Source organism: Ruegeria sp. CI8 (genome assembly GCF_056536865.1).
In genome coordinates this window covers 1,373,060-1,386,819 of record NZ_JBQFQL010000001.1, presented here as the reverse complement: position 1 = coordinate 1,386,819, position 13,760 = coordinate 1,373,060, and the positions used below count along the sequence as shown (strand labels likewise).

Below are 13,760 nucleotides of genomic sequence, written 5' to 3'. Positions count from 1 at the left end.
CTAGGGGCGCCGCAACATCTTTCCCGTCGATCTGGCCGAAAAATCTCAGCCCAGCATCGACAGCAGGCGCGCTGCCTCGTCCGAGGGGCTGGCCAGCTTAGACCGGTCCTCACCGGGGAAGAAACGCGCGCGCAGGGCTGTGGCCATCGGCTCGGGCTGCAACACATGAACCTTCGGCCCGGTGCGCACGGTTTCGGCGGCCCAGCTGCGCGCCATGGCGATCTGCGCGGCCTTGGTTGCGCCGTAGGTGGCGCAGAACTTCTCGCCGGCACGCGGGTCGTCAAAGAACACGGCCTGTCCAGCCTCACCCAGCAAGGGCGCGATATAGGGGATCAGCACCGAAGTTGCCGAGGCGTTCACCTCCACGGACTTTTGCCAATCCTTGGGGTCGATGAAATTTGCGGGCGTCAGCGGTGCGGTGTGAATGGCCGTATGCAGCCACAGATCCAGCTTGCCCCAGCGGTCATGGATGCCGCGGCACAGCGTGGCCATGGCATTGGGGTCGGCGATGTCCATCGGCGCCAGGGTGGCCGCGCCCCCTTTGGCCTTGATGCGGTCATCCAGGTCTTCCAGCCCGCCGGTGGTGCGGGCAACGGCGACGATGTGATACTCGGGCGCCAGCGCCTCGGCCAGAGCGGCACCAAGGCCGCGCGACGCGCCGGTAACAAGTGCGGTTTTGGTGTGATCGGTCATGCGCGGGGTTTGAACCCAAGCGCGCAGCCCGTCAAGCCCGGATCAGCTTCCGGGGATGGCGATGCGCTGGGTCCGGCCGCTTTGTCGCAGCATGATGCCGTCTTTGTCGATGGCCACGATCGTGCCCGAACCAAAGCGGCTGCCTGTCTTGACCTCTTTCACCCGTCCAGACGATGAGCGCATCAGGGCGCGCATGTCGTTCTGCGGGCCAAAGACGCCCAGGACGGTCGTACCATTCTTGCTGAGCGCGCCGTTTTGGGTGGCCGCGCTGTCGACTCTGGGATTTGCCATGTAAACTGGCCGGCCCGGTGGCCCGGCCTCCGTGTGATTGCGTGAGTGAGCAGCCGGTTGGCTAGCAGAGCCAAAGGGGAAGGAAAAGCCGGTGCACCAGCTTTCGGCCATGTTTTGCCACGCTGATCCGGCCCATGAAAAAAGGGGCCCTGCGGCCCCTTGGAGAAGTCTCTGAATTCCGGCCTTATTCGGCCGCCGGTTGCATCTTGAACCCTTGTTCAACCATGTCCGCCGGAGTGACGGGATACTCGCCCGAGAAGCATGCATCGCAGTATTGCGGGCAGTCCTTGCTGCGGCCCTGCGATTCGCCGACCGCCCGGTACAGCCCGTCCAGCGAGATGAACTTGAGGCTGTCGACCGCCAGATGCTTGGTCATTTCTTCCTCGGTCATCGTGGCGGCCAGCAGCTTTTCGCGCTGCGGCGTGTCCACGCCGTAGAAACAAGGCCAGGCCGTGGGCGGCGAGGCGATGCGGAAATGCACCTCTTTCGCGCCGGCATCTAGGATCATTTCCTTGATCTTGCGGCTGGTCGTACCGCGCACCACCGAGTCGTCGACCAGAATCACCCGCTTGCCCTCGATCAGGGCGCGGTTCACGTTCAGCTTGAGCCGCACGCCCATGTTGCGGATCTGTTCGGTGGGTTCGATGAAGGTACGGCCCATGTATTGGTTGCGGATGATCCCCATCGCATAGGGGATGCCCGACTCCAACGAGTACCCAATGGCCGCGGGTGTGCCGCTGTCGGGCACGGGGCAGACCAGATCCGCCTCGACAGGGCTTTCCTTGGCCAACTCGCGCCCGATGGCTTCGCGTGTCTCATAGACCGAGCGTCCACCCAGAATCGAGTCTGGGCGCGAGAAGTAGACATGCTCGAAGATACAGAACTTGCTGGGTTGCCGGCGGAACGGGAAGTGGCTCTCAACACCGTTCTGGGCATTGATCACAACCATTTCGCCGGGTTCGATCTCGCGCAGGAATTCGGCACCGATGATGTCCAGGGCACAAGTTTCCGAGGCCAGGCACCAGCCATCGCCGATTTTGCCCAATACCAGCGGGCGCACACCCAAAGGATCGCGGACGCCGATCAGCTTGGTGCGGGTCATGGCGACCACCGAGAAGGCACCCTCGACCCGGCGCAGCGCGTCCTCCATCCGTTCGGGGATGTTGCGCTGTAGCGAGCGGGCCATCAGGTGGATGATGCATTCGCTGTCAGACGAACTTTGGAAGATCGAGCCGCGCTCGATCAGCTCGCGCCGCAGGGCATTGGCGTTCGTGATGTTGCCATTGTGCGCAATCGCGGCGCCGCCCATCGAAAACTCGCCGAAGAATGGCTGTACGTCACGGATGGCGGTCTGGCCCTTGGACCCGGCCGTGGAATAGCGCACATGGCCGATCCCGATCGGCCCGGGCAGGCTTTCCATCACGTCGGACGAGGTGAAATTGTCGCGTACATAGCCAAATCGACGGGCCGAGTTGAAGCCGAGTTCAGGATCATGTGTGACGATCCCGCCGGCTTCCTGCCCGCGGTGCTGCAGGGCATGCAGACCAAGAGCAACGAAATTGGCGGCATCCTTGACGCCGACGACCCCGAAAATCCCGCATTCCTCGCGGAGCTTGTCATCATCGAACGGGTGGGCGGGGGGCATCTGCGGGCTATGCAAGACAGGCAGCTCCGATTCCATGGCGAGTTGGCCCTCACATAATGCCTAATGCCCCCCATGTCACCAAAGGATCATAATTCGTTTTGCCGCAGGCCGGGTTTCTGGTTTGATGGGGCCGCGAACATGAGTGTTTCCCGTGTTTTGAACGCGCTGCGTGGAATGATGCCGGCAGCATTTGACCGAGGGCAAAACAACTATGTGGCAGGGACGACCGAGCCAGAAAAAGGACGAGCACGTCAAGCGCCGGTGCCATCGGTGCCGCGGAATGGGACGTGCCCCTTGCCAGATATGCAATGGCAAGGGCGAAGTCCTGAAGGGCCGAGATCACTTGGGCAAGCCCCAGTTCAGCCGGTGTGACGGATGCTTTGGTCTGAAAACCAACCGCTGCTCGGTTTGTGGGGGCGAAGGGTTCGTCTGACCCTCTGGCAAAAAACAAGCCCGGCTGGCCGCCGGGCTGCTTCGTTTTGCTTGGCTGGAAGCTGTTACTGGCCCTGAGAATCCGCTGTGCAGGATGCAACGAGTTCTTCGTACTGGGTGGTCACCCAACCCAGGGCGGCCTCGGGGTTCTGCTCTTCGATCCTGTCGCTGAACTGCTCGAATACCTTGGCCGAGCGGCTTTCGTCGACGATCGTGTAGGACTGGCCGGTCATCACGGTGTCGTAGACAAAGAAGGCGATGGCAACCAGCAGAATGCCGCGCGCTATGCCGAAGAAGAAACCCAGCGCCTGATCCAGCCCGCCCAGCGCCGAGCGCTGTACCAGTGACGAGAACAACGGGGTGAAGATGCTGACCACGATCAGCGCAATGGCAAACACTGCGGCAAAGCCCGTAATCACCGACAATTCGCAGCTGTCACGCAAGAAGTCTCCGACCACCGGGATTTCCTTGACCAGCGGCACGGCTTGCGGTGCAAAGATGAAGGCCAGAACTGCGGCGGCAACCCAACCTGCAATGGCCATGACCTCGCGCATGAAGCCGCGCGAATAGGCCAGAATCCCCGACAGCACGATGATCAGGGCAACGAGCCCGTCAATTATTGTAAAACCTTCCATGGCCCTCGCCTGTTCTTTTTCTGCCCCTCGGGGCGCGACTTTAACCTGCTCCGAAGGTTTCGCCAACAAACCCAACCAAATCAGAGGGTCGGGTGAGTGTCAGACCTGCCACAGTACCGGTTTTGCCGCCTGCCGGAGCAATTGCTGCTGTGAAACCAAGTTTTTGCGCTTCTTTCAACCTGTTTTCGGTCTGCGGCGCTGGTCTAAGTGCCCCGGATAGCGAGATTTCTCCGAAAACCACGGTGTCGGCGGGCAGGGCGGTGTCCTCGCGCGCGCTCAGCAGGGCGGCGGCCACGGCAAGGTCAGCTGCGGGCTCGCTGATCTTCAGGCCCCCGGCCACGTTCAGATAGACGTCGAGCCCCGCAAAGGGGATGCCGCAGCGCGCTTCGAGCACGGCGAGGATCATCGCGAGCCGCCCGCTGTCCCAGCCGACGACCGTGCGGCGGGGCTGTGAATGGGGCGAGGGCGCGACCAGCGCCTGCAGTTCGACCAGAACCGGCCGGGTGCCCTCGATGCCTGCAAAAACGGCCGAGCCGGGGCTGGGTGTGCCGCGTTCCGACAGAAACAGGGCCGAGGGGTTGGTGACCTGTGCCAGACCCTTGCCCGTCATCTCGAACACACCGATTTCGTCGGCGGGGCCAAAGCGGTTCTTGACCGCGCGCAGGATGCGGAACTGGTGGCCGCGCTCGCCCTCGAAATAGAGGACGGTATCGACCATGTGTTCGACCACGCGGGGGCCGGCGATCTGGCCTTCCTTGGTGACGTGGCCGACCATGATGATGGACACGCCGTGGCGCTTGGCAAAGCTGGTCAGCTCGTGCGCGGCGGCACGGACCTGACTGACCGATCCCGGTGCGCTGTCGACATTGTCCGCCCACATGGTCTGGATCGAGTCGATGATGGCAAGGCCGGGTTTCTCGGCCTCGAGCGTGGTGAGAATGTCGCGCAGGTTGGTCTCGGCGGCCAGTTGCACCGGCGCGTCCTCGAGCCCCAGACGGCGCGCGCGCATGCGAACCTGGGCGCTGGCTTCCTCGCCTGAGACATAGATGGTTTTCAGGCCCGACCGGGCAAAGCGCGCGGCGGCCTGCAACAGCAGGGTGGATTTGCCGATGCCCGGATCGCCGCCCACCAGCAGGGCCGAAGCCGGGACCAGCCCGCCGCCCAGGACACGGTCCAGTTCCTCGACACCGCAGATTGTGCGGGGGGGCGGGGCCTCTTCTGTAGACAGGTCGGTCAGAGTGACGGCCTGGCCGCGTTTGCCGCCCAGCGATTTCTTGGCTGGACCCGCCGACAACGGGGCCTCTTGAACTATGGTGTTCCACTCGCCACAGCCGTCGCAGCGGCCGGACCAACGGGAATGCGAGGCGCCACAGGCCGAGCAGGTGAAAGTCGTCGTCTTTGCCATGGCGCAATTCGTGCCCGAGCTTGCGCGGTTCTTCAAGCCCTTCCGGTGTTCAATCCGGACTGACGGGCCGCGGCGTCAGGCCCGGGCGGGCCATCCTTCGCGGCGGGTGCTGGCGCACCTGGTGAGTGAGTGGCTATTCGGCGGCGCGGGGCGGGGGCATGGCGATGACGCTCGACGCGGTCGGGTCGCTGTCGTCCGGCGGTGTCTGCAACTGGGCGGAAAGCTCGGGCAAAAGCTCGAATAATTCTTCGCGCAGACGGGCCAATTGCGCCTTGGCGATGGACTCCTCGATCTCGATGTCGCGGGTCCACTGGCGCAATTCATGCTGTATGGTCTGGGCGTCTTCGATCCGTTGCTGGAACAGTTCGATCTCTTCCTGCCGCTGTTGCAGGAACGCCCGCGCTCGGGCGACTTTGGCCGCGCCGTAGGTTTCGGCCAGTTCGTGGCTGACCTGGCTCATCTGCGCAGCCAATTCAAGGATCTCGGGCTCCAGCGATTGCAGGTCGGGGTGATCACGCAGGAAGGCCATGCGTTCCTTGACCGCGTCAAACTCCGAGGCCAGCGCGAACACGCCGCTGCGGTCGGCCGCATGGGCGATCTGGTAGGCATCGACCACGTCCTGCATCTGCAGCGAGAACTTCCGATGCGCGTTTTCCAACGCCATCATGCGCGCGCTGGAGGGCAGATAGAAGGCGAGCATCAGAACCAGAGCGGTCAGGCCGATCTGGATGTAGACGCCGGCGTTCGGAATGTCCTGACCGCCCAATCCAGCCTGCATCGTCAGCCAAGGCCAGACATTCACGGCGGCAAGCAGGGTGGCGGATACGGCAAACAGAGCGGCGGCGCAGATCAGGAAAAAAGTCAGTCGCAGGAATACGTTCTGGAAATGAATTGAAATCGAATGGAGGGCGGCCATGGCAGTCCTACTCCTTTGGAAACCGGCAAAACCGGGCCCGGGCGGAGTATCCATCAAACGTGCAAGACGGTCCGCGTCGGACCCTGAAACAAAAATGACTTGGCTGCTCGAATACTGGCCATCATAGCCAGAAATGCGTTTTCAATCAATCAGGTCCGGAGGTTTCGTGAACCAAGTTTCACTTCGGTAACGTATCCCAGCGCGATCGACGCAAGGATGCAGCCGGTGAAAAGGTACAGGCCCCATGCTGTTTCGATCGTTGCGTATGAGATGCCCTTGGCCAACGTGATGTAGAGCGCGATGAGGAAGATATCGGCCATGGCGAGCTTGCCCATGATGTTCAGCGCGGGTTGGACACGCGGGTCCAGCAGGTCCCATTGGACCAGCGCGGTGCCGATGGTTTTGATGTACGGGGCGAACAGGGCAAAGACGGTGACGACCAGCGCGAGGAAGATGTCGGATTTCCACAAGGACTGGAGGCCGGTGATGACGCTGATCTCGCTGAGGCCGAAGATCGGCAGCAGGCCCGCGCGCATCAGCGGGGCGAACCACGCGATGGGGTAGAGGATCAGCAGCGAGAGGGTGGCGAGGCGGAGGGTCATAAACAATCCAAAGCAAAACAACTGAATATCTAATAGGCACCGAAATAAGCTGCAACTTTCTCGTTGTATGTATCTAAACACCAGTTTAACCAATCAAAGCTCTCTTTTTTCTCTTGAGTTGAAATGCCTATTCCAGTCATCAAAATCGTGAGCGGACCTTCCACGCTCGGTAAAGGAACGTCTGATGCGGTTACGGCAGGTTTGGGCACTTTGCTGTCGGCTGGTAGTGCTGCGGCAGACAGATTGCCTTTCGATCGCGAGCAGCTTTTTGGAGTTCTGCACTTCCGTCTGTATGAAACAGAACATGCGAGAAAAAGAGCCCGTTGGTTCGGTGGCAGAATCTACAACACGTTTTCTGGCGCGGACCCCGACTATGTTCCGGTGTCGGGAACACACCTGATGCAAATGCTGGACGCTATCCGCATTCAGGCACCTGACTTTGTTGTTGCCAGCGGTCAATACCTTTTGCGATACGACTATGCAAAACGCGCCTATGACCAGATCAAACACGAGCGCGCGGCAGAGGCCGTTTAACGCACCGCCTCAATCGGCCCTTCCGCACTCCCACTGATGAACTGTTCGACATAAGGATCGCCGGAGGAATCCATCTGGCTGACCGGTCCGGTCCACTGGATCACCCCGTCATGCAGCATCGCCACGTTGTCGGCAATCGCGCGGACGGAGCTCATGTCGTGCGTGATGGTCATTGCGGTGGCGCCCATTTCGGTCACGATCTCGCGGATCAGGTCATTGATGACGCCCGACATGATCGGGTCCAGCCCCGTAGTGGGTTCGTCGAAGAAAATGATCTCGGGTTCGGCGGCGATGGCGCGGGCCAGACCTACACGTTTCTGCATGCCGCCCGACAGTTCGGACGGGTAGAGATCTGCCACCTTGGCGCGCAGGCCCACGCGGCGCAGTTTCTCGATCGCGATTTCACGTGCCTCGTCCGTCGGTCGTTTCAGCGAGCCGCGCAGCAGGCGGAAGGCCACGTTCTGCCAGACGGGCAGCGAGTCAAACAGGGCCGCCCCTTGGAACAGCATACCGAACCTGGCCAGAAAGGCGTCTCGGTCACCGGTCTGGGCGTCCTGCCCATCGACGAAAATCTTGCCGCTGTCGGGTTTGATCAGACCAAGGATGCATTTCAGCGCCACGGATTTTCCGGTGCCCGAGCCACCGATGATCACCATGGACGTGCCTTTGGCAATCTCGAGGTTCATGCCCCTGAGCACGTGGTTGTCGCCGAAGGCCTTGTGTACGTTCTCCATCCGGATCATAGCGAGAAGAACACCCCTGTAAGAACGAAGTTGGCGGCAAGGATCAGGACAGCGGCGGCCTCGACCGAGCCCTTGGTTGCGCGGCCCACGCCTTGCGCGCCGCGCCCCGAATGCATGCCGAAATAGCAGCCCATGATGGCCGCGATCATGCCGAACGCCGCTCCTTTGACCAGCGAGGACAGGATGTCGAGCGGCTCGAGGAAATCGACCGTGTTTTTCAGATAGGCTGCCGGGTTGAAGCCGAGGTTCTGCGTCGCCACGGCGTAGCCGCCCGCGATGCCGATGATGTCGCCCACGGCAACCAGAACAGGGACGGTGATCAATGCGGCCAGAACGCGCGGGGCCGCCAGGTATTTCATCGGGTGGGTCGACAGGGTGACCAGCGCGTCGATCTGCTCGGTCACTTTCATGGTGGCGATTTCAGCCGCGATCGACGAGGTGACGCGGGCTGCGATCATCAGGCCAACCATGACGGGACCCAGCTCGCGCACCATGCCGATGGCGACGATCTGGGGCACCACGGCCTCGGCGTTGAAACGCGCGCCGCCGGCGTAGATCTGAAGCGCCAGCGCCCCGCCGGTGAAAATGGTGGTCAGCCCCACCACCGGCAACGACAGCCAGCCGATGTTCAGCAGCGCCATGCCCAGTTCACGCGGGTAGAACGGCGGTCGAAAGATGTGTGACAGAGCATCCAATGCAAACAGCGCCACGCGGCCGAACGCCGCCAGCAGGTTCAGGACCGCGCGGCCCAGTTCGCCAAGCCATGCGAGTGGATTCATTCGACATAGCCCCGCGAATAGCGGCTGCCGAGTGAGGTCAGGATCTCGTACCCGATGGTGCCTGCGGCCTCGGCCAGGTCGTCCACCGTCTGATGGCCGTTCAGAATGCGCAGACGTTCGGGCGTGTGCGGTAGGTCGGTGACGTCGACGGTGATCAGATCCATCGAGATACGTCCGACGACGGGGCAGGGCAGGTCGCCGGCAAACGTGTCGATGCCGCCACCGATGGCGCGATGCAGCCCGTCGGCATAACCCGCGGCCACGGTCGCGATCCGCGAGGGGCGCCGGGCCTTCCACGTGTTGCCGTAGCCGACGGTTTCTCCGACTGCCAGGTCGCGCACCTGTATCACCGGCAGATCGACGGTGACCACAGGTTTGGCGCCCGCAAAGGGCAAGCCGCCATACAGGCCGATGCCGGGCCGACAGAAATCAAAGTGGAATTCCGGCCCCAGCAGAAGGCCACCGGTGGCCGCCAACGAACGCGGAGCCGATACGCCACCGGTCATCTCGCGGAAGGTTTTCAGCTGTTGCCGGTTCATGGGATGGTCCGGTTCGTCCGAACAGGCCAGGTGCGACATGACCACGACAGGGTTCAGCGCCTCGGCCCGGCTGCGCAGAGCGGCCCAGTCGGAAGGCTCCAGCCCGAGGCGGTTCATGCCACTGTCCAACTGAATCCCGAACGGATGGACCGGCAGCGCCTGCAGGTGGCGTTGGAATTGCTCGGGCGAGTTGATCAGCGGCACAAGGTCGTGATCGCGCAACAGGTCGGCGTCGCCCTCCATATGGCCTGAAAAGACGCAGATCAGCGGGCCGGGGCCAATCGCCTGACGGACGGCTGCACCTTCCTCGGCAACGGCGACAAAGAACTTGCGGACGCCTTCTTCGGCCAGCGTGTTGGCAACTGGTCCGGCGCCCAGACCATAGGCGTCGGCCTTGACCACGGCTCCGGTCTCGACATCGGTTTTTGCGTCCAGCGCCCGCCAGTTACTGGCCAGCGCATGAAGGTTGATCGTCAAACGTGCAGTACTCATGACCCGTTCATGACATTGCGCCGCACGAGGTCAAGGGGGAATGCGCTGCAAACGCGCGTAAAGTCCTTGCCATGGGCGGCTTGTAGCCGGGTTGCGCAGGTCCTTGCGGGCTTGAACGCGGGCAAGACAGCCTGCCAGCATTGTCCGCCTATCCGGGCCAAAACCGTTGGCTGATCCAGATCGTTCATCCGGCGCATTGGGCCGCGGCACATGGATTCGGGCCTGATGGGCTTAGTAGCCTTCGATCTGGCCACCCTGCTGCCAGGGTTTGACAAGGTTGCCAAATCGGGTGAACTGCGCCTCGAAGGACAGCTCGACCGTGCCGATGGGGCCGTGGCGCTGCTTGCCGACGATGACTTCGGCCTTGCCGTGCAGGCGCTCCATCGCCTGCTTCCACTCTTCCATCTTCTCCAGCTCGTGATCGCCGGGCTTTTCGCGCTCTTTGTAGTATTCCTCGCGGAACACGAACATCACCACGTCGGCGTCCTGCTCGATCGACCCGGATTCGCGCAGGTCGGACAGCTGCGGGCGCTTATCGTCGCGGTTTTCCACCTGACGCGACAACTGCGACAGGGCGATGACGGGAATATTCAGCTCTTTCGCGATGGCCTTCATGCCCATCGAGATCTCGGCGATCTCGTTCACGCGGTTGTCGGACATGCCGCGGCACAGCTGCAGATAGTCGATGACCAGCAGGTCCAGCCCATGCGTCCGCTTGAGCCGCCGCGCCCGGGCCGCCAATTGTGAGATCGGTAGAGCCGGTGTGTCGTCGATGTAAAGCGGACAGGCTTCCAGCGCTTTGGCCGCATCGACGAAACGGCGGAACTCGTCCTCGGTCATGTCGCCTTGACGGATCTTGTGGCTGGAAATTTCGGACGCCTCGGCCAGAACCCGTCCGGCCAGCTGCTCGGCGCTCATTTCCAGCGAGAAGAATCCGACGACGCCGCCGTCCACCGCACCCTCGGTGCCATCGGCGCGCTGACCCCGCTTATAGGCTTTGGCCACGTTGAACGCGATGTTGGTCGCCAGCGAGGTCTTACCCATCGACGGACGCCCGGCAAGGATGATCAGGTCCGACGGGTGCAACCCGCCCAGCTGTTTGTCCAGATCGACCAGCCCGGTCGAAATCCCGGCCATGCCGCCGCCGCGCTGATAGGCCTCGTTGGTGACATTCACCGCCTCGGTCACGGCCTTGAGGAAGGATTTGAACCCCTGTTCGGTCTGGCCCTGTTCGGACAGCTTGTAGAGCTTTTGCTCGGCCTCGACGATCTGTTCCTTGGGCTCACTGGCCACTTCGACCCGCGCGGCCTTGTCCGAGATGTCGCGACCAAGCCGGATCAGTTCGCGCCGGATCGCCAGATCATAGATCATCTGGGCATAGTCATGCACGGCGAAGGCGCTGATCGAGGCCCCGGCCAGCTTGACCAGATAGGCCGGGCCGCCGAGTTCCTTCAAACCCTCGTCCTCGGCCATGAAGGATTTCAGCGTCACCGGCGATGCCAGCGCGTTCTTGGCGATGCGCGCGGCGGCGACCTCATAGATGCGGGCATGGACCGGGTCATAGAAATGCTCGGGCCCGATGATCGAGGCGACCCGGTCATACAGGTCGTTGTTGGTCAGGATCGCGCCCAGAAGCTGCTGTTCGGCCTCGATGGAATGCGGCATGGTCTCGGCGTTCTGAATCTGCGCCGCTGCCTGCTCGATACTGCTGATCTCGTTCATTGCTGCTCTCGCTGTCCCCATGGGACAAAGGTCATATCGCGGCCCCGTGAGTCGGGGCAAATTGTATGTTTTCTGGGGATATGCTGTGCATATCTTCCGCTCCTGCATCTTGCCGCAGGGATCGGTCATTCGTCAACATCTTGTGGATAGGTAGCAAGGCTGACGGCCAGTGTTTCCTGGCCGGCAACAATGGCTCGACAGTCAGCTCTTGTTGGCGTCCTGCCAGCCGCGCGGGTCGTTCAGGAAGGCCTCGACCCCGTCCAGCGTTTCGGCGTCGAACGTGCCCTGTGCCTTGGCCTCGGCCAGAACGTCCCACCAGGTGCACAGGTGGTGCAACTGCACGCCATGATCGCCCAGCGTCTTTTCGGTTTCGGGGAAGATGCCATAATAGAAGATCACCGCCGTATGCCCACAGGTGGCGCCGGTTTCGCGGATTGCGTCCACGAAGGACAGTTTTGAGCCGCCGTCGGTGGTCAGGTCCTCGACCAGCAGCACGCGCTGGCCTTCGGTCATGGCCCCTTCGATCCGGGCGTTGCGGCCATAGCCCTTGGGCTTCTTGCGCACATAGGTCATCGGCAGGGCCATGCGCTCGGCCACCATCGCGGCGAAGGGGATGCCCGCGGTTTCACCGCCAGCGATGTTGTCGAAGGCTTCGAACCCGGCATTCCGCATGACGGTGACCGTCAGGAAATCCATCAGGGTCGACCGGATGCGCGGGTACGAGATCAGCTTGCGGCAATCGATATAGGTGGGGCTGGGTAGACCGCTGGCCAGCGTGAACGGCTCGCGCGCGTTGAAATGCACCGCCTTGATCTCCAGCAGCATCCGCGCGGTCAGGCGGGCGATTTCCGAGTTGTCGGGAAAGGAACTGGGGATCATGGCGGGACCTCGGTGCTGAAATGACGTTGCGGGCTGATAGCCTGCCGACCGGCCCGATGTCGAGAGGGGTTGGCCCAAAAGAAAAGCGGACCTCCCAAGAGGTCCGCTTGATGCCCGGATGGGCAGTCGAGTCAGCCAAGGTGGGCTTAGCTGCTCATGTCATAGGCCCGTTCGCCGTGGACCGACAGGTCGAGCCCGTTCGTTTCGGTCTCGGCGTCTACGCGAAGCGGGGTGACAAGCGCAACCACCTTGATCAGCACAAACGTGACAACTGACGTAAAGACACCCACGATCACCAGCCCGCCCAGCTGCGCGGTCCAGGCGCCCAGGCCGAAGACGGCGATCATGATGGTGCCGAAAATGCCGCCCACGCCATGCACGGCGAACACGTCCAGCGTATCGTCGATGTTCAACACGTTGCGGACCACGTTTACCGCCTCCTGGCACAGGATGCCGGCGACCGCGCCGATGATCAGCGCCTGAATAGGATCGACATAGCCCGAGGCCGGAGTGATCGAGGCCAGACCCGCGATGGTCCCGGTGACCAGACCGACCAGCGAGGCCTTGCCGTATTTGATCCGCTCCCACAGCGCCCAGCTGAGCGATGCGGTGGCGGCCGAGATATGCGTGACCGTCAGCGCCATGGCCGCGCCGCCATCCGCGGCCAGCTGCGAGCCGCCGTTGAAGCCGAACCAGCCGACCCACAGCATCGCGGCCCCGATCATGACGTATCCGGGGTTGTGCGGCGGGGTGGTGCGGTTCTTGCGCGGCCCCAGGACCCACGCGATGATCAGAGCGGCCAGACCGGCGGTTTCGTGCACCACGATGCCACCGGCAAAGTCGCGCACGCCGATTTCACCCAGAATGCCGCCATCGGTCAGGATGCCGCCCCCCCAGATCCAATGCACCACCGGCGCGTAGCACATCAGCATCCAAAGGCCCGAGAAGACCAGCACGAAGCCAAAGCCCACGCGCTCCACATAGGCGCCGACGATCAGGGCCGGAGTGATGATGGCAAAGGTCATCTGGAAGGCAAAGAACAGCACCTCGGGCAGGGTGCCCGACAGGCTGTCGGCATCGACGCCGTTCAGAAACGCCTTTCCCAGCCCGCCCCACAGCCCTGAACCGCCGTCACCGAAGGCGATTGAATACCCGGCGACCAGCCACAGGATGCTCATCAGACAGGCGATCGCGAAGCAGTGCATGAAAACGCTCAGCACGTTGCGGGCGCGCACCAGTCCGCCATAGAACAGGGCCAGGCCCGGCAAAGTCATGAACAGGACCAGCGCCGTCGCGACGATGATCCAGGCGGTATCGGCTCCGTTCATTGGGCCGTTCTCCTCTTTCCTGAAGCTGCGCCAACGGGCGCGGTGTGAGTGACGTGCCGTGGGTTCAACCGAACGGCGGCCGAGGAAAAAAGAGGCAGGGTGCGAAAAAGGTGCCTGTTTTGGCG

The 13,760-nt window shown here is 62.5% G+C and carries 14 protein-coding genes; 1 reads left to right on the top strand and 13 read right to left on the bottom strand.

What is annotated here, in order from left to right; all coding sequences use genetic code 11:
- Positions 1-45: 45 nt before the first annotated feature.
- The 7 genes from ACR0DA_RS06785 to ACR0DA_RS06755 form a co-directional block, all read right to left on the bottom strand.
- Positions 46-693: an SDR family NAD(P)-dependent oxidoreductase gene (locus ACR0DA_RS06785; RefSeq protein WP_480753376.1), complete on the bottom strand. Its 648-nt coding sequence runs from the start codon at positions 691-693 to the stop codon at positions 46-48.
- A gap of 42 nt (positions 694-735) precedes the next feature.
- Positions 736-984, bottom strand: coding sequence for a hypothetical protein (locus tag ACR0DA_RS06780; RefSeq protein WP_480753374.1), 249 nt, complete (start codon positions 982-984; stop codon positions 736-738).
- Between the two features lie 184 nt (positions 985-1,168).
- On the bottom strand, positions 1,169-2,629 hold the full coding sequence (purF, locus tag ACR0DA_RS06775; protein WP_093962976.1) for an amidophosphoribosyltransferase: 1,461 nt from the start codon (positions 2,627-2,629) through the stop codon (positions 1,169-1,171).
- Positions 2,630-3,126: 497 nt separating this feature from the next.
- Positions 3,127-3,696, bottom strand: coding sequence for a CvpA family protein (locus ACR0DA_RS06770; RefSeq protein WP_093962256.1), 570 nt, complete (start codon positions 3,694-3,696; stop codon positions 3,127-3,129).
- 40 nt (positions 3,697-3,736) lie between these two features.
- Positions 3,737-5,101, bottom strand: a complete 1,365-nt coding sequence (radA, locus tag ACR0DA_RS06765) for a DNA repair protein RadA (RefSeq protein WP_480753373.1) — start codon at positions 5,099-5,101, stop codon at positions 3,737-3,739.
- Positions 5,102-5,234: 133 nt separating this feature from the next.
- Positions 5,235-6,017, bottom strand: coding sequence for a DNA repair protein (locus ACR0DA_RS06760; RefSeq protein ID WP_480433732.1), 783 nt, complete (start codon positions 6,015-6,017; stop codon positions 5,235-5,237).
- A gap of 149 nt (positions 6,018-6,166) precedes the next feature.
- Positions 6,167-6,619, bottom strand: a complete 453-nt coding sequence (locus ACR0DA_RS06755) for a paraquat-inducible protein A (RefSeq protein WP_170338849.1) — start codon at positions 6,617-6,619, stop codon at positions 6,167-6,169.
- A 123-nt stretch (positions 6,620-6,742) separates the two neighbouring features.
- On the opposite strand from ACR0DA_RS06755, the gene ACR0DA_RS06750 reads away from it, so the two are divergent.
- Positions 6,743-7,153 carry a hypothetical protein gene (locus ACR0DA_RS06750; RefSeq protein WP_480753372.1) on the top strand — a complete coding sequence of 137 codons (411 nt, stop codon included), beginning with the start codon at positions 6,743-6,745 and terminating at the stop codon, positions 7,151-7,153.
- Here the strand turns inward: ACR0DA_RS06750 and ACR0DA_RS06745 are convergent.
- The 6 genes from ACR0DA_RS06745 to ACR0DA_RS06720 all read right to left on the bottom strand — a co-directional run bounded on the left by ACR0DA_RS06745 (position 7,150) and on the right by ACR0DA_RS06720 (position 13,635).
- Positions 7,150-7,896, bottom strand: a complete 747-nt coding sequence (locus ACR0DA_RS06745) for an ABC transporter ATP-binding protein (protein ID WP_170338853.1) — start codon at positions 7,894-7,896, stop codon at positions 7,150-7,152. The genes ACR0DA_RS06750 and ACR0DA_RS06745 overlap by 4 nt on opposite strands.
- Positions 7,893-8,675 carry an MlaE family ABC transporter permease gene (locus ACR0DA_RS06740; RefSeq protein ID WP_170338351.1) on the bottom strand — a complete coding sequence of 261 codons (783 nt, stop codon included), beginning with the start codon at positions 8,673-8,675 and terminating at the stop codon, positions 7,893-7,895. Before ACR0DA_RS06740 ends, ACR0DA_RS06745 begins: the two co-directional genes overlap by 4 nt.
- The gene (gene alr, locus ACR0DA_RS06735) at positions 8,672-9,706 is read right to left on the bottom strand and encodes an alanine racemase (protein ID WP_170437722.1); all 1,035 of its coding nucleotides are present in this window, start codon (positions 9,704-9,706) and stop codon (positions 8,672-8,674) included. The genes ACR0DA_RS06740 and alr overlap by 4 nt, the downstream gene beginning before the upstream one ends.
- Before the next feature lie 231 nt (positions 9,707-9,937).
- Entirely contained in the window at positions 9,938-11,428 is a 1,491-nt protein-coding gene (locus ACR0DA_RS06730; RefSeq protein ID WP_170338856.1) for a replicative DNA helicase, read from the bottom strand.
- 201 nt (positions 11,429-11,629) lie between these two features.
- A complete protein-coding gene (locus ACR0DA_RS06725; RefSeq protein ID WP_170523486.1) occupies positions 11,630-12,307 on the bottom strand; it encodes an orotate phosphoribosyltransferase in 678 nt (225 codons plus the stop codon).
- 146 nt (positions 12,308-12,453) lie between these two features.
- Positions 12,454-13,635 carry an ammonium transporter gene (locus tag ACR0DA_RS06720; RefSeq protein ID WP_480753370.1) on the bottom strand — a complete coding sequence of 394 codons (1,182 nt, stop codon included), beginning with the start codon at positions 13,633-13,635 and terminating at the stop codon, positions 12,454-12,456.
- Positions 13,636-13,760 lie beyond the last annotated feature (125 nt).